Source organism: Bacteroides sp. 11BF (genome assembly GCF_019633765.1).
GTDB lineage: Bacteria > Bacteroidota > Bacteroidia > Bacteroidales > Bacteroidaceae > Bacteroides > Bacteroides hominis.
On record NZ_JAFKPJ010000017.1, the window covers coordinates 39,025 to 60,125 of the forward strand.

The window sequence follows — 21,101 nt, forward strand, 5'->3', positions numbered from 1 at the left end:
TTTGTACTTTTTTTATTGGATACATTCAGCATCTTCAACATAAGGAGCCACTTCTGCCCCAAACAAACGGGCACCTTTATTTTCAGATTGGCGCAATCCCAACACTATCACATTCTTTTCACCGGGACGTAGCCAGCACTCCGGAAGATAGAACTCCCGTTGCGGACCCTCCTCCCAATGGCGTCCGATGTTATGTCCGTTCAGCCACATATAACCGGTACCCGTAGCATTTACTATCAACTTCCAAGGTATCCGGACAGAAGGATCATTCCGGGGCATATCAAACTCAAGACGATACCAGGTAAGCAATGCATCCCGTCCGACACCGGCTTCAAGAGTATCTGCAATCCTTCCTTTACGAACTAAAGGATAATCTGCAGGAAGCTCTGCTACCGACCAGCCCTCCGTACTATCCGGCTCTCTGTTCCAGCCCTGACAGATTCCTCCCAGATCGGCAGAGACCTCCCAGTTTATTTTTTTAATCACTTCGAATTCCTGTTTCAGGCGGACAGCCTTAAGGAGGCCTCCTGCCCCACTCTGGTTACTCACCACAATAGCTATCTCATTGTCGCCAGGTTTGACGAATGGAGCAACATTCACTACATAAGGCTTATCCCATTCTTCGTGCGTACCCACTTCCTTACCATTCACCCACAAAGTTCCGGCATCATCGATACAGCCAAATTCCAGAACAGTCATTCCTTCCCGAATCATCTCCGGTGTCCACCTAAGGTGTGTACGATAAACTGCACTTCCAGCCTTCTCCTGCAAAATCCAGGCAGCAGGCCATTCCGGTTTTTCAAGTCCGGCTATCTGCAAAGTGGCCAGATCGTCAATGGTCCGTTGATCGAGCCGTATTCTTTCCCAGCCCGTTTCTTCGGCAAGCAAGGCAGACAGCGGTTCCTCTTTATCAATGGTTCTTACTTCCCATTCCTCCACCGGCAAAATTCCCGTCTGTTTACGACCGAAACCGGCTTGCCGGAGTCCACTCAACTCTTCCATCGGACGGTAACCATGAGCATGTCCCCGGTTTTCGTAGATAGCAACCACTTCGTTCATTCCTTTATGCAACAATCCTGAAACGATAAAGGTGTTATCCAATTCGTCTCTCGACACCCGCTCGGCAAACTTTCCGTTCACTTGCACGTAAACCGGGTCACCAGTGAAAAGCTCGAACACCAACGAACCGTAAAGATCTACTTCCTTTTGAGTGAGGTTCACCCGGCTGCGATACATAGAATAACGGCAATCGTTCACACCCAATTCGGGAAGCGATACACCTTTGCGCAAAGGCTTCCAGTCGCCACGAAAATCTTCGTATTTTCGCCATACTTTCGTTACTGATATGGCGGCGGGAAGTGCAACCGGACGTGCCGGCAATACCTGTTCACGGGGATACCATTCGGTCGAAGTGCCTCCGGGAGAAAGTACCAGTAACTTACTGTCAAGCGCCCCCAACCGACAATCTATCCGCATCGGCTTTCCTTCTATAGTCAAGTTGACTATCTGACGGAATTCTTGCTTTTTATCACGGTTCAATAAGAAAATAAATAAAGTTCCGTCCGTAGCCCGGCGTACCCCCATCGTCAGATTATCATTTCCTTTCATCTCAAACGGTACAGACTTGCTTCTGACAAGCCGGCTTCCAAATTTACCAACCACCTCACCGATTCCTTTCACTGCAGCATATTTCTCTCCAACGCCTCCGGTTTCTTTCAACGGAGCTCCATAATCGTAAGTGGTAGTCATACGTCGTGCTCCCCAGCCGTCAAAATGTGTTCCACCGAAAAACATATAGTAATTCAACCCGGTAGAACCTCCTGCCATTGCCATCAATGCCATTCCCCGGGCATGCCGTCCGTCCAGATAGCTATCTTCGCTCAAGCGTCCGCCAACCGTAGAGAACCACCCTCCCTGCAACTCACACACAAAGGCAGGAGCATTGGGCTGTTCTGCTTTCAGATTTTCAATACGTGACTTGGCTTCATGCATATTCCACCATACATATTGATTATCCATATCGAATAACTGACTGATCACCAGATCGTGCGAACCGCGAACTTCGGGAGTTACACAAGTGAAAAGGGGAACATCGATACCATTCCGGATACAAGCATCTGACAGTACACGCAGAAATTCTTCTTTCTTCTCAGATTCCATATCAAAATAGATATATTCATTTTCAAGCTGCACCATAATGATTCCTTTCTCTCCGGGTTTCTTATGTGTAAGCTGTTCATCACAAAATACCCGGCAAACAGCATTGTACCAGTGTTCAGACCATTTCATATGTTCGGGATGGTTGCTCCGGAGCCAGAAACTGGTGTCATAACTGTCCGGGCAATATTTAGCCAACCAACGGGGATATGCCCCTCCCGCCCATTCGGCACAGATAAAAGGGCCAGGACGGACAATGGTATAAAATCCGAACTCCTCGTGTGCCATACGCAGCCATGCTTTCAGATCATCAAAGTCGAATTGTGAATAATCATCCACATTCTTAGGCATATTCCGTTCGTGCCAATTCCAGGGCACATAAGTTTCCACTGTATTAAACCCTGCTTCTTTGATCTTCCTGAAACGGTCACGCCACAACTCCTGCGGACAACGGAAATAGTGGAATGCAGCACTGAGTATAAAAATATCTTTCCCTTCGATTGTAAAGCAATCTTTGTCGTATCTCACCCGGTCGGGATGGAAAAACTGTTTCTCGGGCAACTTCTGAGCCGTTACTGAGGAACACACTATCATCCCCAACAGGACACATAATAACCAATTCTTAGACGGTTGTTTCATCTGATTTTCAATAAAATTTAAGTTTAAAACGATATTTCATATTATCTCCAAACCATTGCGGATAATTCGTCCCCCATAGAGTATTCAATAAACAGAAATGGATACCGGCATCGGGGTCTGCAACCTTATTGTCGAATGACAATAAATCACGATTATTAAACGCCACCAAAGGAGCATCCAAAGACTCAAGACTCAATTTTCCCTTTCCACTGGAAAAGAGAACGTCTCCCGTCACTCCGTGTATCTGCCTCGCACCGTTATAAACAACATCTTCCACATCGACACGCTCTCCCATCTTATCAACATAAACTTTCGAATCACAGGCTTTTGGAAAGAACGAAAACCAAACAGCTTCCGGAACACGATTCTTCGGTTTATCAAACCAATTGATCTCCACCTTGATATCAGGTGAGTCATATGGGAATACATATATTATTTCAACATACTCCGGTGCACCATAAACAGGTTCATTCAATTGCTGGCGAATCCGGACAGTGGTCTGTCCGACCTCCTTTTTTATCCAGATATCCGATGCCTTATAACTCCATATCCCATGGGTAACAGACAGTTTATCGAGCCCGGGTTTTCCATAATCCGCCAACATCCATCCTTCCGGATTCTTTGGACAATACCTATCAATAAAATGTGCAAAATCGGCTCCGGAATAACGTTGATAGGCAAAATCCCCCCAGCCCTGCGTATCATCTACCCAAACAATGCCCTTTTGTTTATCTTCCAGATAGCATAGTGTACCATTCTCCTGATTGAAAGCAAACCGAAAAAATGGGGTATTTATCTTTGCTTTTGAACGGTAGGAACGGAAATCGGTATCTTGATTTTTCACCGGAATCAGTTTCATGAGAGCTTGCATCGCTTCGTATTGCAAGGCCGGAGTGAGTTTGGATATAGCCTGATAAATATATTCTCTCTTTTCACTCCAGGAGCGTTCGGAATACCGGGCTTCTTCACTGTCCAGAAAGGAAGGGTAAAGATCGAACTGATATTTATCAAAATTCCTCAAATACCACTTTACATCCACTCCCCATGTATGCTCAGCCATTAACAGCAAAGGAATACAAAACTGTGTATCCATTTCACTATTAACCTTTAGCTTACCATCCTGTATCCATTGATTACGTAAACGCATTAACTGACGGAACTGAGCCACTTTCATAGGATCACTGCCAATGCCATATATCCACGTATCTCCCCACTCTTGAGTAACGACCGGCAGACTGTTCTCAACTTTACTCAATTCAAGAGCTACTTCATTCAACGAAGACGGTATGATCCGGGCTGACGGATATTTTTGCTTTAAGCCGGCATAGATTCGCTCAATCTCTTTCAAGGAATGTGGCCCATGATTGTCATGAGTGAAACAAAAAACCGCAGCAGTTTTTGTTCCGGGCAAATGCACCGGTTTGCCATAGTCTGATTGATAGATTACATTAATGGCATCGCCTTTAGCATTCTTCCAGCGAAATATCTCCGGAAATCGTGCCACAGCTGCACCCGGATTTGTCCCTACATGCAACAACTGAATCCCATTCCGCTTTAAGACAGAAATAGCCCCCCTCGTGACACCGGGTACATCCGTTATTTTTGCAGCAATCGTTTTCCGGCCAAAAAGCAGATCCAGTTTTTTCGAAATATTCAATGCTGCGGACAGCATGGCACTATCACACAATTCAACCTGCATTGTGAAAGGCATTGCGTGCCAGGTAAAGTCTCCCCGGTCAATAGCTTCCTTCATTCGTTGTCCATTTTCATTTGAAGCCCTTTCCAAATAATTCCAGATAAGCCACGACCCACAAGTCCAGGGATAATCAATCTGTGACAACGAATCTTTCATAATTTCTTCTGACAGATTTAAAACTGCCGGAATAAAATTATAGGTATAGGTGTCAATCACTTTAGAGCCCCAATCAGTAAATCCTACATCTAAATGGGTCTTGAATATTACGTACACCTTTTGTATATCCGCATCCTTTACCGGTTCTTTCTCAGCACACAAACATTGTAGCGAAGCAAACCATCCTAAAAGAGTATATAAACAAAAAATTTTCATGGTAGTAGTCTCTTTTTATATTCCAATTATCAATTTACTTATAGATTGTGACTTCAGCCAATCCGGCTGCTCCTTCCGAACTTTTCTCAATGGTGATACGCATATATTTTAGTTTCTTACCAATCTGCACCGGCTTAAAATCCCATCCCGTACACTCACGTTCATACAGAAGTTCCCAATTTTTTCCGTCGATAGAGGTTTCCACTTTATGCGTATAAGTGGAACTATCCTTCTGAAACCGGATACGGCTTGCAAACACTTTCTCGGATTTATCCAGTTCAAGCGTTACTACTTGAGGCTGAGTTTCATTGTCAGCAATCCACCACGAAAAATCGTCTCCATCTGTAATGCATGCGGCTGTATAACGTTTCTGTTCCGAAGTGGCTTCAACCCGCACTATTTTCAACGGAATTTTTGTACGAATTATATTTTCCCAAGCAGTTGCCTTCACAACTGCTCCTTCCTCTTCATTTCCGGTATAGGAAGCATGTTGTCCCTCAGGCACATACGCTCCGTTATATCTTCGGGTCGTAATCTCCCGACTATCTCCCTTAAGCCCATCAGCCGAAACCGAAACATGAATTTTACCCGGACGACAAGTAGTCCGTATCAGTGCGTATCCGATTCCACCCTCTACTTGCTGAGGATTAACCCCGATACGCTCTATACCATCCCCTATCAGACTCCCTTCGCCGGATACGGATATATATATCCTGACATCTGAAGTATTAACGGGAGTTCCATACGAATCACAGATCTTAAAATAGACAGGAATCATATCCGAACCATCCGCTATGGGTTGTATTCCATCTTCTTTCAACCAGATTTCAATCTGCCGGGGTTGTCCGGGAGTACGCACACTGTGAGTTGCAACCACCTTTCCGTCTACCAGTCCTTCAGCAACTAATTCACCGGCTTCATAGGTTCCGGCATCGAAGACATAACAGGGACTTCCCCCTTTCTCCACAATAGGATGATAAAACGGTGTACGCTCTATGCGCGTCTGTTTACCTATCAGTTGATGATTACGAAACAACCGGACTTCATCACAATTGGAAAATACGGTAATCTCTTTCACGGATGAGACATAACGCGGAGCTGTATTCTGTGACGCGATAAATACCATCGGTCCGTCATATAATCCGGGTTGGGATATATCCTTATCACGCATACTCTGCATCATATAATAACTGAATTTGGGATATCTATTCATATCGACCATTCCACAAAACATAGTTTCCTGCTCTGCTCCACGTGCATAATCATTATAACTCCACAAAAAATGTCCCCCCATCCGTGGATTTGCGTCAAGCATGCACCAGTCAAAGTATCCATGTCCGTTAAGCTGCTGAAAACGTCCCCGGCACTGCTTCAATTGTTCCTCTTCATTCTCCATTAGACTCACACGAGGTTTTTCTCCTACGCCGTCACCCCACTCACGACAGAACAGTGGTTTCACCGCAATCTGGTCTTCCGGATAATTACTCATCACATCCCCATCTTTCGGAAAACGGGATACCTGTTTATAAAATACATCAAAATAATCAACCCGGTCCGTATGTCCGAAGTAGTCACCGGCAGTATACATTTGGTCGCCGGGATATTCGGTATGTGCAATGGCATGTAATTCCCGGGCCACTTCCGCCGGATAACGGCTCTCATTCAAAGCTGTTTCCCAAAGAATTACCGAAGGATGATTGCGATCCCGACGAATCATCTTTTTCCCGACTTCATAGAGACGGGAAATAAATACAGAATCTTTATTAAAATACTGCCAACCGGGAATACATTCCACAACCAATAACCCATATTTATCACAAGCAGCCAAGAAAGCAGGATCTTGTGGATAGTGAGCTGCTCTGACGGCATTACAGCCCCCGCGTTTCAAATCGATCACATCTCTTTCTTGCATGGAGTTGGAAGCGGCATCTCCAATATAGGCAAATGCCTGATGACGATTTGCCCCACGCAAATAAAGCGGTTCACCGTTTATGAAAAATCCCCTGTCACGGGTGTAAGCAATCGTACGTATACCAACTGCCTCAGCGCAATGATCTGTCACTTTATCATTTTCAATAACCGCACTTTCTAATCGATACAGATCGGGAGTATATGGATGCCACAGAAAAGGATTGTCTATCTTTAAATCTTGCTCGATATAAAGAGCCTCACCGGCCAACAAACGAAAAGAATCTTGTTGGCAGGCTACCACTTTACCGTTTTTATCAATCATCCGGGTACGAAGCTGCGCCTTCCGGAGATATTGACCTTCATTTCTGATATGTGTTTTTACATGAGCAACAGCTCTCTCTTTTTCAACTATCGGATATGTGACGAAAACTCCGCCACCGGCAACTTCATCCTCTTCTAATGCATGAGTGATGTGAAGCGGATCGGCAATAATCATTTCCACATCCCGATAAATACCACTGTAATAATAAAAATCCATTCCTCCCTGTGGCTTACCGGGAGGTGTAAGCGGATCATACTCTGCTGAAACTCTGACAGCCAACAAATTATCTTGATTCCAATTAAGATAGGAAGTGAGATCTGCCACAAAACCAATATATCCGCCTCGGTGAGTATATACTTTTTGCCCGTTCAGAAATACCTCACAGGCGTTCATCACTCCTTCGAACGAGATACTGATCCTTTTATCTTTGTATTGTGACGGTACCTTAAAAGTGCGTCTGTACCAACCTATTCCATCATAGATAATATCCCCTCCACAATGCTTCTTCTCTAATTGCATAATGTGAGGAAGGGTAGCGGCTATCCAGCCGGAATCATCCAAATCAGGATATTCACCATTTACAATATCCCCGCGGTGAAAGGCCCAACCAAGATTCATGTTCAGCGAAATTCTTGTCTCCACTTCCCCCGCATAAAGCAGAGAAAGTGGAAACAGAACCACTAAACAAGAAAAAATAATCCTATAAAACAACCTTTTCATCTTCACAAAAAATTTTAATCATTTGTAATCCTTTCGCTTCAAACTCAATAGGGGCCGGACAAGAAGTTATCATACCCTTACGTCTTTTACCCCGGCAATCCTCCTTTAACGACACAGGTAGTCCTCCCATTTTGTCAAAAGATTGATTGCCACGCGAAGAAGACACATGAATTTCCCTACCCGACGGACATAATTCAACACAATTCGAGTAAACACCTGTATTAACAAAGAGTGCAAACAATAATATTGCACTCTTTGTATATAAGTATTCAAAGTTCCCCATCCAAATCAATAATTGGGATTCTGTACAATCGCAGGCGTAGCGTCAATCACACTCTGTGGAATGGGCCACAGATAATTCTTAGCCGGATCGAACTTCCGTTTCTCCACAAAAATACGTTCATTGGTCAGTGAGAGAGCACCGGTCTCAGGATCAACTGTCCCCAACAGGCAACCATACACATTGCCATTCAATACTTCCTCACCAATCTTCCAACGGCAAATATCGAACCACCGCAGTCCTTCCATAGCAAGCTCTACGCGTCTTTCTCTCCTGACCAATTCACGCAGTTTCTCCTGACCGGTATAACGTGCTCTGTCTACAGCCGGCATTTGAGCACGGGTACGTATCTCATCCAGCAGATCATATACAGAATCATCAATTTGATTCAATTCAACTTTACATTCGGCATACATTAACAAAACTTCAGCATATCGCATCACAATAGCATTCATACCGCAATCCCACATATCGGCATAATCAGATAAATCGTCCACATATTTACGAAGCAGATATCCTGTTTTTGAACGTCCGTAAGGAGCATAATAATCCCCATTCGGGTCCTTCACATCGATAGGGTCATAACGCTTTCCACCGTAAAGATTTCCCGGAGCCAATATGGTAGCAGCCAGACGGGGGTCTCTATGCAGATAAGGCTCTTTCGGATCATATACTTCGGATTCGTCGATCGTCTTTCCATCTTCACACTCAAAGGCATCTACCAACGACTGGGTAGGATTGATGGAACACCAACCACCGACACTGGCAGGAGGCAATACTCCCAGCACCCCGGTCCCGTAAAGGCTTTCTACATACTGAACATCCAGAATGACTTCTGAATTATTTTCATTGGCTATTTTAAACAATCCTTTGTAATCCGGAAATAGCTGATACCCCAACCCCATCACTTCTTGACAAGTAGCCAGACAGTCGGCATATTGATGTTCGAACAACTCCATACGGGCTTTTAGCGTTAAAGCAGCCCCACGGGTGATACGTCCTACATCACTGCCGGAATAAGACTCAGGGAGTTCCGAAGCAATGTCCTTCAGTTCATCCAAAATAAACTGAACCACCTTTGCTTTCTCCGTACGTGGTAAATTGGCTTCTTTAATATCAAGAACAGTGGTCACCAAAGGTACATCACCATAGTGAGTTACTTTCTGGAAGTAGTCCCACGCACGCAAAAAGCGTACCTCGGCAGTCAGACGTTTACGCAGGTCTTCGTTCATTTCGGGACGGTGAATATTTTCCAGAAAATTATTATAACGTACCATATTGCCATATCCCATATAACTATAACCCGGATCAATCGGAGTCGCAGTTCCGGCGGCCTGCACTGCCCATCCTTCCCAAGTGAAAGGATTGTAAGAATTGTCCGACGCACAATCGGCATAAATTACTTCATCCATTGAGAACCACCCGTTGTAGCAACCCGTAGCCGCTGCCATCGCATCTTTCTCAGTTCTCCAGAAAGCTTCATTCGAAGGTTTGTCCAGTGGGTTTCGATCCAGAAAATCGGTGCTGCATGCCGAAAACAGAGCAGCAAACAAAAAGCTGTATATTATCTTTTTCATATCTATCATCTATCAAAAAGTTATGTTTAAACCAAAAGTATTTGTCTTGACCTGTGGATAGGAACTTCCTCCTTCGGGTGATTCCGGATCGAAGCCTTTATCAAACTTGGTAAAAGTCAGCAGATTCTGCCCACTATAGTAGACCCTGATTCTCGAAATCCCCATCACATTACACCATTCTTTGGGCAGTGTATATCCCAATTGGAAGTTCTTCAGGCGCAAATAAGAAGAATTGACAATCCAGAAGGAGGAAGGATTATAGATACTATTGTTCTGCCGATAAGATGAGAATGCTCTCGGGAATTTTCCATTCGGATTGGTTTCGGCATCCCAACAGTCACGGTACATATAAGACGGCTTACCTTTTGCTCCGATCATTTCGCCCACTACACCGGGGCCTGCAAGATACCCTTGTACATCAGCAGCTCCCTGGAACAGGAAAGTAGCATCAAACCCTTTCCATTCGGCAAACAGATTCAGCCCGAAAGTCCACTTAGGCATTGTATTACCGATATAAACACGATCCTCTCCGTCAATTTTTCCATCATTATTGATATCACGGTATTTGATGTCACCGGGTGCAGTTTCGGTACCGGGTATCGTAGCGCTATTGGCAACCTCTTCTTCAGTTTTGAAAAGTCCTTCCGCAATATATCCTCCGATAGAATTGATGGCATAACCTTCCTGATTAAAATACTTACCGCTCCAGATGCGTGCTCCGCCATTCTTCAGGTCAAGTACTTCATTCTTGTTATATGCAGCATTAGCCGACACCTGGAAGTTCCAGCCATGAGTATTCAGTTTATAGCCTGCAGTCATTTCAAAACCGGTATTTTTTACTTTACCTGCATTCTGGTAAGGAGCATTCAGACCGTACAAGGTGCTCACCGGCAATTTCATCAGAATGTCATAAGTCAGTTTACGGTATCCTTCAATAGACAAAGTGTACTGATTGCCCAAGAATCCCATATCAAGTCCGAAGTTCAATGTTTCTGTGGTCTCCCAAACAAGGTTACGGTTAGCACCATCTACCGGAGCCACTCCCTGTACAACTGTTCCGCCGAAGGAATAGTTGGCTTGATCAAGTACAGATTGATAAGAATAGTAAGAAATAGCCTGATTGCCCAGAATGCCCCAACCTCCACGCAACTTCAGATCGGACAGTACATTGCGGGTTCCTTCCATAAACGGTTCATTGATGATTCGCCATGCTCCCGAGAAAGAGGGGAACACACCCCAACGGGAGTCTTTAAAGATGCGTGAAGTTCCGTCACGACGGATATTTGCCTCTACCAAATAGCGATTGTCATAGTCGTAGGTCAGACGCCCAAAGAATGAACGCAATGCGTATTCATTGGCTGAGCCATTGGCTGTCTGTCCATCAGGTGAACCGGCATTCAATTCCCAAAGATCATTGTTCAAGAAGTTTTTCCGGTATCCCTTAGTCCAGTCCTCACGATAATATTCCTGTTCGTATCCCGCCAGTGCACCTACAGTATGTTTGCCAAACGTATTGTTATAACTGACCAGTGTCTGTAAATTCAATTTCAGCCCATTCTTACGTTCATCAGTCTGACTGTTAGGTCCCTGATATTTTGTAGGCTCTCCTGTTTTCCAGTTATAATACTGGATATCTTTAATAAACTTCTCGTCGGAGATCGATTTATATTCATAACCCACGATTTCCTGAATCTTCAATCCCTTGACCGGTTCATAGCTCACATTTCCGATGGCCCTGGTGATGTGTTGCTTGGTAGTACGCAAATTGCCTTCCTCGATAAAAGCCAACGGGTTACCGTCATTGGCATATCCATAATATCCGTTTGAATATTTATAAGGAATAAAAGGGGCGATCTGGTTGATTTGTGAAAAGATATTAGACATCTCACCGGTAAAACCACTCACAGGTTCCTGTGCCTCACCATACGTGAAGGAAAGGTTCATTCCTGCTGTAAACTTTCCCATCTTGGCATTCATATTACCCCGTACCGAATAGCGATCGTATTTAGCAATATCGATAATACCGTCCTGTCCCAGATAACCGGCAGAGAACATATAAGTCATCTTATCCGTACCTCCCGAAATCTCGGCACGGTGGCTGTGTTGCAAACCGGTTTTGTAGAATAGCCCCTGCCAATCCGTATCGGGATAGTTGTCAGGATCCGAACCGTTTCTGAACTTTTCAATCTCTTCGTCCGTATAAATAGGTTTCTTACCTTCATTAACCATGGCTTTATTGTACAGCTTTGCGTATTCCCATGAATGAAGATATTCGGGAAGAGCTGTAGGTTTCTGCCAGCCCACATAGCCGTCATAACGTAAAGTAGGTGCTTTATCACCTCCCTTTTTAGTAGTAATCAGGATAACTCCATTTGCCGCACGTGAACCGTAAATAGCTGCTGAAGAAGCATCTTTCAGTACTGAGATATTCTCGATATCGCTGGGATCTACCTCATTGATACTGGATACGGGTAAACCATCCACAACATACATCGGATTAGAGTTATTTAAAGTCCCGACACCACGCACACGAATGGTTGTATTGTCACTTCCCGGCTGTCCGGTTCCGGAAATGACAGTCACACCGGGCAATAACCCTTGGATGGCATTCGATACGTTAGTCACCGGACGGTTTTGCAATGATTTGGAATCGACAGCAGCAACTGCTCCCGTCAGATTCACTTTCTTCTGAACACCGTATCCCACAACTACCACCTCTTCCAGGGTTTTGGTATCCTCCTTCAGAATGATGTTAAACGCATCCTTCCCTTTTGTCGAAACATCTTGTTGCAGATAGCCGATGTAACTGACAGTCAAAGAAGCATTCTCCGGAACTTCCAGCGTAAACTCCCCATCCAGATTTGTTATCACCCCATTGGTGCCTGCTCCTTTTTCAACAACATTGGCTCCGATGACAGGTTCCCCCATAGCGTCCTTCACTACTCCAGATACCTTCTTCTTCCGGGAACCGGGTTGTTGGTCCGTTTTCTTTTCAATAAAATAAATCTTATTATTTCTTACCTCAAAAGTAACTTTCGTTCCTGCCAATAGTTTTGTCAACGCATCCTCCAGAGTGGCATCTTTCAACTGAATGGATACTTTACGGTTTACGTCGATCAACTGATCGCTGAACACCAGCCCTAACCCTGTCTGGCTTTTTATAGAAGACAGTACCTTCTCTACCCTCTCATTATTAAAATTTAAAGAAACTTTTTGTGACCATGCCGAAACAGTGAAGCCAAATAAAAGAACTCCTAAGAGCAACAGCATTTTCGTTCTGGTTCTTGTTTTCATTTCATACAGTATTAAATTAGTTATTTTTATGATTTATAAAAAGGCCTTTCTATATAGGCTAACACACCATCCCAAAGAAGGTATGAGTGTCATTTTCATTTTTCTGCAAAAAAATGTGCAGAGAAATGATAAGCCTTGCCTTCACGTAGCTGTAATCGTGTTCTCCGATCCCCATAAGCTACTTCATAGGACTCGTTTTGCCGTGCATGCAGGACGGCTTCCACCAGCTGTCCGGATTTCCACGTAATATCCAATGTGTGTCCACCGTACACCTGTATCCCTTTTATGCAGCCATCGGCATATTCATGGGGCCAAGCCGGCAGTAGTTCTATTTTCCCCTCTTCCGTATAAACCAGCATTTCCATCAAAAGACGCGGAAAACTCAGAACCGCATCCAGATTGTAAACCTGATGTTCGGGATCATGCGAGGTAACCAGTCCGTCATATAAATAATGGCGGCGGCAAAAGCGATCCAGATTGGTCTTCACTTTCTCTATATCGCCCAGCCGTACAGCCTGTAGTGCTACATGGATTAGTCCATGGGCCGAACCGGTATCGAAGGCAAAACGTTTGTCCAAAGCTATACCTGCTGCTTTAATAAGACGGGGATCTCCTTTTGACTTACCCAACCGGGAACCGGGAAACACCGGATATAAGTGTGAAAGATGTCTGTGGTTATACACATCCGGATAACAGGGATCAATCCATTCGGCCAATGCTCCATCGTTATTTATCCGATAAGCCGGCAAGTGTTGCAGGTAGTGACTCCACCGTTCCAGTTCTTTCTTATCCACATGGAACTTATGCCCCATCTCCAGAAGCAGATCAAACACTTCTCTGGCAATGGCAACATCCATCGTAGCATCTTTGCTCAGCCAGGTATCAGTTCCGGGAGGTGCGTTTTCCGGTGAAACACTCGGACAGATATGATAAAGGCTGTCACAGCCCATAATAAGATAATCTTCATAAAAACCGGCCATCTCCCGATAGAGGGGGAATACGTGTTCTTTTAGGAAGGTCTCGTTACCGGTCAGCATAGCATACTCGTAGAATGGCCGTATATTCCAACCGGCCCCACCTGCCCAGAACATCCAGGGGAAAGATCTTCCGAAATGGGTCAGATATCCGTTTTCCGGATCATTGTAATGGGCTACAAGAAAGCCCCGGCATCCCAAGTAGTTTTTCGCATTCAGTCTCCAACCCGGCAATAGATTTTCGACATATCCAATATAAGACTCCGCACATTCGTGCAAGTTGCCCATAGATGCTGCCGAAATAGCCAGATTAATATTTGAATCCCAGACAAATCCGCCAATCCATCCGGGTTTCCAGCCTCCTCCCCAAATTCCTTGTAAGGGAGGCGGATATTTGCCGGACGAAGAAATCAAGAGATAACGGCCCATTGCGTGAATCTGCTCCAAAAACAAAGGAGTAACCCCACATTCGTGAATCGTCGAAAGCATTTTCTCAGTCGGAACGGTCTTCCAGTCGGACGAACATCCCAGATCCAACTGCATGCGACGGAACATTTCCCCATGTATCCGGCTATGAGGTTTCAGCAATTTGCCATAATCAAGCGGCAAACCCGACAGTTCTTTTTGTACGGACGAACGCACGGATAAACGGGCCTCCTCCAGAGGAGTGATCCTAATGAGCACCAACACCTCTTCAGCGTCCGTTATCCGTAGAGAATCTCCTTCAGCCGTCATACTTCCTCCCTTAACCGTCACACGGGCTAACCCTTCATAGCCGCCGGCATCATATTTATAGCCGGCACGATAGGATAACCAACCCGACACGGCTTCTGCTTTCACCGATGAAAAAGCACTGTCCAAGTTATGTTCAAAGTGCATGCCTTCACGTCCAGGAGTCTCTTTCAGACTCAGCACCAGATTCATCTTATTACACTCATCGGCTTTCAAGCGGACCACATTCACATTATGCTCCCTGGACGAGAACACAGATTCCGTCACCTTCCCGTTTTCGTACCAGGAAGTGAGCACTTCTCCAGTCTCCAGGTCGAGCTGCCTTCTATACTGTTTTTCGGTTTGTAAAGGTATACCCGTATGCCGGATACACAGGTCGAAAGCCGGATGAGGAATCAAAGGCCAACGTTGGCGGGCTCCCATGGCAACCAACTGACGGTCCGCTTCGCTCGTCATCAACGCATCCGCGGCATCACTTTTTCCTGATTCCATCAGACTTCGTACTTGCGGGAGCAAAGAAGCGGTGCAAGGAACCGCCACTTTATTGCGGTCCCATCCCCTTATAAATAATTCTTCGTGGACACAGATAATCCTTTCTTCTCCCGGCTGTCCCATCACCATTGTTCCATGACTTCCATTACCGGTAACGAATGCATCCTGCCAGGATGCAGCAGGTTTTTCGGACCAAACTACCCATCGTCCGGACGAACTTAGAAAAGATGGATGGCTCTTAATCCCATGAGTAAAGGAAAACGGGAGACAGGCCATCAACAAAGTAAACAAATACTTCATATAAACACATAATCATTGTGATATCTTTATGTACAGACATCTGGTTCATACTCAAAATAAATATTCTGAAAGACCTTTTTAGTACACATAAGCTAACACCTCATCCGAAAGAAAGTATGAGTCTTCTGTTTCAGAGTACATCTAAAAAAATAGATGCAGTCCCTTTTGTCTGGTCTGCATCTATCTATATGGGAATGATGAAATCCATCTATTCTTTCTTCAAGACTTCGAACACCCCGTCTTCTGTTTGTGAGAAACGTATCCATGAAACCGCCTCCAAATCACGCAATACATCATCAACGTTCACTTTGCTGGTAGACAGAGTAAACCTGTTATTCAATAAAGTAGAATCACGCACTATGAAATGAACATCATACTGCCGTTCCATCACTTTTATGATCTCTTTCAGCGGAGTGAGATAAAAGTTCAGGCTATTGGAACGCCAGGAAGAGATCTGGTTCATATCTTCCGGTTCGGATATCTGGCAACGTCCGGACTTTCTATTATATTCCGCACTTTGACCGGGTACAAGAGGGTACTCCTTATGCTTCGAATCCTTTAGCAGAACTCCGCCCTCTTCCAGTGTCACCCATACATTCTGCTCTGCAGGATATGCCTTCACATTAAATTTGGTTCCGGTCACCTTCACCTCGATTCCCTTCAGATCAACAATAAACGGACGGTTCTTTTCTTTGGCTACCACAAAATAACCTTCTCCCCACAGCTCAACACTACGATTGAACAGCCCAAATTGTTTGGGATATCGCAAACGAGTATCCGAGTTCAACTGTACGACCGTGCCATCCTGCAAAACAACCTGCATCTGTTCACCGCAAGGAACCTTCAGTTCAGCATACTCCGTAGCAGAGAATACACCGGTTCTGTCGGCCAGAAACCAAAGCGACAAACTGAGAAAAAGGAAAGGGATCAACACGGCCGCCGCTATCAGTCCGCGACGATAAGATATTGTTTTTTTCTGTGGTTTGATCTCTCCCATAAAGCGTTGCCGCATCCGTTCTTCCGGCACCGGATGGTCCAGCCAATCCAAGGCCTGCTCTTCCGTCAACCGCAAAGATTCATTTTCCAGCCGTTCCGACAGATAGCGGCTACCTTTCTCTGTAGCAAACCATTCCGCCACCTTTCCGGCCTCCTCTGCAGAAGCTTCATTATTGAGCACCTTATCTATAATCGCATCATCTATTTTCATTTCTACTTTTCTTTATCTACTAATAAAAACACTTCACCAACTTAAAAGTATGAGTTGACACTCACCCTAAAAAATGAATCCACAATACATGAAGTAATACAATCAACGATTCTATTTCTGCACGAAGTATCTTAATGGCCTGGGTATAATGTGATTTTACGGTAGGAACCGTGATGTGCATCTCGTCCGCTATTTCCTGATTGGAAAGCCCTTTCTCTATTTTCAAACGGCATATTCTTTGCTTTTGAGGGGGGAGTTTGCCGATAGCAGCCCGGAGATGCTCCCTGAAGTCTTTATCCTCGAAATCTTTCAGGAAACCATCATCGGCTTCTTCGTCTTTCTGGGCCATTTCATAGTGTTTCTCGAAAACAAGGTTACGATGTCGTAATTCATTCAGTATGTAGTTCTTTAAAATAGTAAATAATAAACTCCGGATTCCGGACTGAAAGTCAAACCTTTCCCGCTGTTCCCACAGTTTCATAAAGGTGTATTGTACGGCATCTTCGGCTTCTTCACCGGATTTGAAATACCGATAGGCCAATGCATACAACAAGCGATTGTACTGCCGGAAAACAGTAACGAAAGCATGCTCGCTACCTTTACGAAGTTCTGCATACAGTTTCTGGTCAAAGTCTAAGAACTGATTCATTATCGAATATTCCCCACTTAAAGATTTAAGGCAAAATACAGAGACCGCAAAGATAAGAAAAAACAGATTGAACCTTATACTCTTTCAGAATGTTTTATCTGTAGAAATTTAAAACAACAACGGTTATGGAAAAATATCTTATTCACAGTAATGAGCTGCACCTGATCGATCAAGAAAGAATCCACCAGGCAGTAGAACAGATGGTAGAGTCATTGGATATGGCAGCCGGATCTACATTCAGTTTCGATCTTTACAAAGTGGTAGAAACCTATTTCAAGGATTTGGATAAGCGGAGAGAGATAAACCATCTGTTAGGCATCACAGACAACACGTATGATCCGACAGAAGATTTTGGAGTGTGTTAATCGGTTAAATATAAATCTTGAAAAAGGGTGGTTACCTCCGACGAAGTAGCCACCCTTTTTGCATGAGTTATCAGTTGGGTGCCTGATGAACTGTGAGTTGAGGGAAGGGGAAGTTAATGCCTTGTTCGTTGAATGTAGCATAGATCGCCTTGTTAATATCGAAATACACTCCCCAATAATCGGCACTGTTCACCCAGACACGGGCCACCACGTTCACACTGCTCGCATCCAGGGCATGGAGAGCTATAAAGGGAGCAGGATCATCCAGGATACGCTTATCGGCAGCCAGCACCTCACGTACCACCTTCTCAACCTTATTATAATCTTCACCGTAATCCACACCGACAATCCACTCTACCCGCCGGGTTGTCTGATTGCTGTAATTAGTCACGACCCCACTGCTCAGTGCACCGTTCGGAACATAAATCAATTTATTGTCGGCAGTGGTCAGGATAGTGTGGAAGATCTGGATTTCCTTGACAGTACCGGAAACGTTCTGTGCATCTATCCAGTCGCCCACCTTATAAGGCTTGAACAGCAGGATGACCAGTCCGCCGGCAAAGTTCTGCAGATTGCCCGAAAGAGCCATACCGACAGCCACACCGGCAGAAGCCAGCAGAGCGGCGAACGAAGTGGTTTCCACTCCTAATGCACCTACCACGGAAATAATCAGCAATACGGTGAGAAGGATATTAACGAGGCTCTTTACAAAAGTTTTGATACTGATATCGACATTTCTCTTATCCATAAGACGCCTTACAAGTCGGTTCAGCATCCGGATCAGAAAACGTCCGACCAGAAAGACAATCACAGCCTTCAGGATGTGGCCTCCGGCCTGTATACCCGAATCGATCAACTGCTGGGTAACCAGAGCCAGTTTATCCAGTCCATCGGCCTGTGCAATGGCCTGATCAAGCTTATCGGCCGCCACCTGCAGAGAGTCTGCCACTTGTTGCGCGGCTTGAAAGAATAGTAGCATAATAGTACAATTTTAGAAGTTTTTCATTTAATAACAGCAGACAAAGCTACAATGTTTTTATCAAATAGCGAAGTGTTTCTTGCTTAACACGCCCAAAAAGCGTAAATTTGCCACCGATTCACTGAGTAGGGGTGCCTTAACATGACGGGCTGAGAACATACCCTTTGACCTGATCCGGGTAATGCCGGCGTAGAGAAAAATAAATTAGCAACATGAAAAAGATGATTTTTGCCGGCTGTCTGATAGCCGGAGCAAGCGTCTTCGCGCAAGCGGGCGAGACAGACAGCTTGAAAGTAGTAAACCTGCAAGAGGTGCAGGTAGTATCCACACGTGCCACTTCGAAGACTCCCGTAGCATTTACCAACGTGTCGAAAGAGGAACTCAAAAAGCAGAACTTCGGGCAAGATATCCCGTATCTGCTCAGTATGACACCTTCGGCACTGACCACCAGTGATGCGGGGGCAGGCATCGGCTATACCACCCTGCGTGTGCGCGGAACGGACGGGACACGTATCAACATCACCGCCAACGGCATTCCGATGAACGATGCCGAAAGCCATACGCTTTTCTGGGTGAACATGCCCGACTTTGCCTCATCGGTGAAGGATATACAGGTGCAACGCGGTGCGGGAACTTCGACCAACGGTGCCGGTGCTTTCGGTGCCAGCGTGAATATGCAGACGGAGGGGATTTCGATGAAGCCATATGCCGAACTGAATGCTTCGTACGGAACCTTCAATGCGCACAAAGAAACGGTAAAATTCGGTACCGGACTGTTGAACGACCATTGGGCCTTCGATGCCCGCCTGTCCAACATCGGTACGGACGGATACATCGACCGGGCTTCGGTAGACCTTTATTCTTTTTATGCACAGGGGGGATATTTCGCCGACAACACTTCGGTGAAGTTCATCACTTTCGGCGGAAAAGAGAAAACGTATCATGCCTGGAATTATGCCAGCAAGGAAGAAATGGAGAAGTACGGACGACGTTTCAACTCGTGCGGCATGTACACGGATGATGACGGCAACATCCGTTTCTACAAAGACCAGACGGACAACTATCTGCAAATGAACTACCAGCTCTTGCTGAACCACACTTTCTCGCCGGAATGGAACCTGAACGCAGCACTCCATTATACGAAAGGAGACGGATATTATCAGGAGTATAAGGAGGACCGGACACTGAAGGAGTATCGCCTGCCACCTTTCATGCACGACGGCAAAGAGGTGGACAAGAGCGACCTGATCCGCCAGAAGAAAATGGACAACCACTTCGGTGGCGGCGTGTTCTCGGTAAATTACCAGAACGGAAAGCTGAACGCTTCACTGGGAGGTGCGCTGAACCATTATGACGGATGGCACTTCGGACGGGTGATCTGGGTGAAAAACTACATCGGCGAACTGCTCCCCGACCACGAATATTACCGGAATAAAGCGAAGAAGACGGACGGCAACCTCTATCTGAAAGCCAACTATAATCTGGTGGCGGGGCTCAATGCGTACGCCGACCTGCAATACCGCTACATCAACTATAAGATAAACGGCGACAACGATAAGTTTGACTACAACGCGGACGCCCTGCAAAAACTGGCGGTAAACGATCACTTCAACTTTTTCAACCCGAAAGCCGGGCTGAACTGGGACATAGACGCCAACAACCGGGTTTACGCATCGTTCTCCATCGCCCAGAAAGAACCTACACGGAACAACTATACCGACGGCAACGCGGACGAGTATCCAAAGGCGGAAAAACTACTCGACTATGAGTTAGGATATACCTACCGGAACACTTGGCTGAGCGCCGGGGCCAACTTCTATTATATGGACTACAAAGACCAGTTGGTACTGACCGGAGAGCTGAACGAGATAGGCGAGGCTATGGCGCGCAACGTGCCCGACAGTTACCGGATGGGAATGGAACTGATGCTGGGTGTGAAGCCCTGCCAATGGTTCCAGTGGGACATCAATGGTACACTGAGCAAAAACCGGGTGAAGAACTTCACCGAAAAACTGTATGAAGACGAATGGAAGAATCCGATCGAGGTCAGCCACGGAAATACACCGATTGCCTTCTCGCCGGACCTGATCCTGAACAACCGCTTCTCGTTCAGCTACCGGGGATTCGAGGTCGCCTTGCAATCACAATACGTCAGCAAGCAGTACATGAGCAATGCCAGACAGGCTGACCAGACGCTGGACACCTATTTCGTGAGCAACCTCAACCTGGCTTACACCTTCAAGCTCCCTCACGTAAAGTCGGTTACGGCAGGATTCACCATCTACAACCTCTTCAATGCCGAGTACGAAAACAACGGATATGCAGGCAGCGGTTATAAAATAGTAAAAGGAGAGGTAGAGCGCTACAACTATGCCGGCTACGCCGCACAGGCCGGAACGAATGTAATGGGTAACATTTCCATCCGCTTTTAAGCC

11 protein-coding genes and 1 riboswitch are annotated in these 21,101 nt (G+C 45.5%); of the genes, 2 read left to right on the forward strand and 9 right to left on the reverse strand.

The window, feature by feature from the left end:
* Positions 1-12 precede the first annotated feature (12 nt).
* From JZY04_RS16675 to JZY04_RS16710, 8 genes are all read right to left on the reverse strand, one after another.
* A complete protein-coding gene (locus tag JZY04_RS16675; protein ID WP_122141507.1) occupies positions 13-2,796 on the reverse strand; it encodes a beta-galactosidase in 2,784 nt (927 codons plus the stop codon).
* Positions 2,797-2,803: 7 nt separating this feature from the next.
* A complete protein-coding gene (locus JZY04_RS16680; RefSeq protein ID WP_122141506.1) occupies positions 2,804-4,864 on the reverse strand; it encodes a DUF5054 domain-containing protein in 2,061 nt (686 codons plus the stop codon).
* A gap of 34 nt (positions 4,865-4,898) precedes the next feature.
* Positions 4,899-7,817, reverse strand: coding sequence for a glycoside hydrolase family 2 TIM barrel-domain containing protein (locus tag JZY04_RS16685; protein WP_181996229.1), 2,919 nt, complete (start codon positions 7,815-7,817; stop codon positions 4,899-4,901).
* Between the two features lie 288 nt (positions 7,818-8,105).
* Positions 8,106-9,674, reverse strand: a complete 1,569-nt coding sequence (locus tag JZY04_RS16690; protein WP_122141677.1) for a RagB/SusD family nutrient uptake outer membrane protein — start codon at positions 9,672-9,674, stop codon at positions 8,106-8,108.
* A gap of 12 nt (positions 9,675-9,686) precedes the next feature.
* Positions 9,687-12,968, reverse strand: a complete 3,282-nt coding sequence (locus tag JZY04_RS16695) for a TonB-dependent receptor (RefSeq protein ID WP_122141504.1) — start codon at positions 12,966-12,968, stop codon at positions 9,687-9,689.
* Between the two features lie 95 nt (positions 12,969-13,063).
* Positions 13,064-15,466: a glycoside hydrolase N-terminal domain-containing protein gene (locus JZY04_RS16700; protein WP_122141503.1), complete on the reverse strand. Its 2,403-nt coding sequence runs from the start codon at positions 15,464-15,466 to the stop codon at positions 13,064-13,066.
* A 208-nt stretch (positions 15,467-15,674) separates the two neighbouring features.
* Positions 15,675-16,673 (reverse strand): FecR family protein, encoded by a 999-nt coding sequence (locus tag JZY04_RS16705; RefSeq protein WP_122141502.1) that lies wholly within the window; start codon positions 16,671-16,673, stop codon positions 15,675-15,677.
* Positions 16,674-16,734: 61 nt separating this feature from the next.
* On the reverse strand, positions 16,735-17,322 hold the full coding sequence (locus JZY04_RS16710; RefSeq protein ID WP_005778610.1) for an RNA polymerase sigma-70 factor: 588 nt from the start codon (positions 17,320-17,322) through the stop codon (positions 16,735-16,737).
* A 125-nt stretch (positions 17,323-17,447) separates the two neighbouring features.
* Here JZY04_RS16710 and JZY04_RS16715 point away from each other — a divergent pair, with 125 nt between their 5' ends.
* Positions 17,448-17,687 (forward strand): hypothetical protein, encoded by a 240-nt coding sequence (locus JZY04_RS16715; protein WP_005778611.1) that lies wholly within the window; start codon positions 17,448-17,450, stop codon positions 17,685-17,687.
* A 70-nt stretch (positions 17,688-17,757) separates the two neighbouring features.
* On the opposite strand, the gene JZY04_RS16720 is transcribed toward JZY04_RS16715, so the two are convergent.
* On the reverse strand, positions 17,758-18,666 hold the full coding sequence (locus JZY04_RS16720; RefSeq protein ID WP_122141501.1) for a mechanosensitive ion channel family protein: 909 nt from the start codon (positions 18,664-18,666) through the stop codon (positions 17,758-17,760).
* A gap of 117 nt (positions 18,667-18,783) precedes the next feature.
* A riboswitch (TPP riboswitch) is annotated at positions 18,784-18,880 on the forward strand.
* On the opposite strand from JZY04_RS16720, the gene JZY04_RS16725 reads away from it, so the two are divergent.
* Entirely contained in the window at positions 18,879-21,098 is a 2,220-nt protein-coding gene (locus JZY04_RS16725) for a TonB-dependent receptor (RefSeq protein ID WP_122141500.1), read from the forward strand. It overlaps the preceding riboswitch by 2 nt.
* The last annotated feature ends 3 nt before the right edge of the window (positions 21,099-21,101 follow it).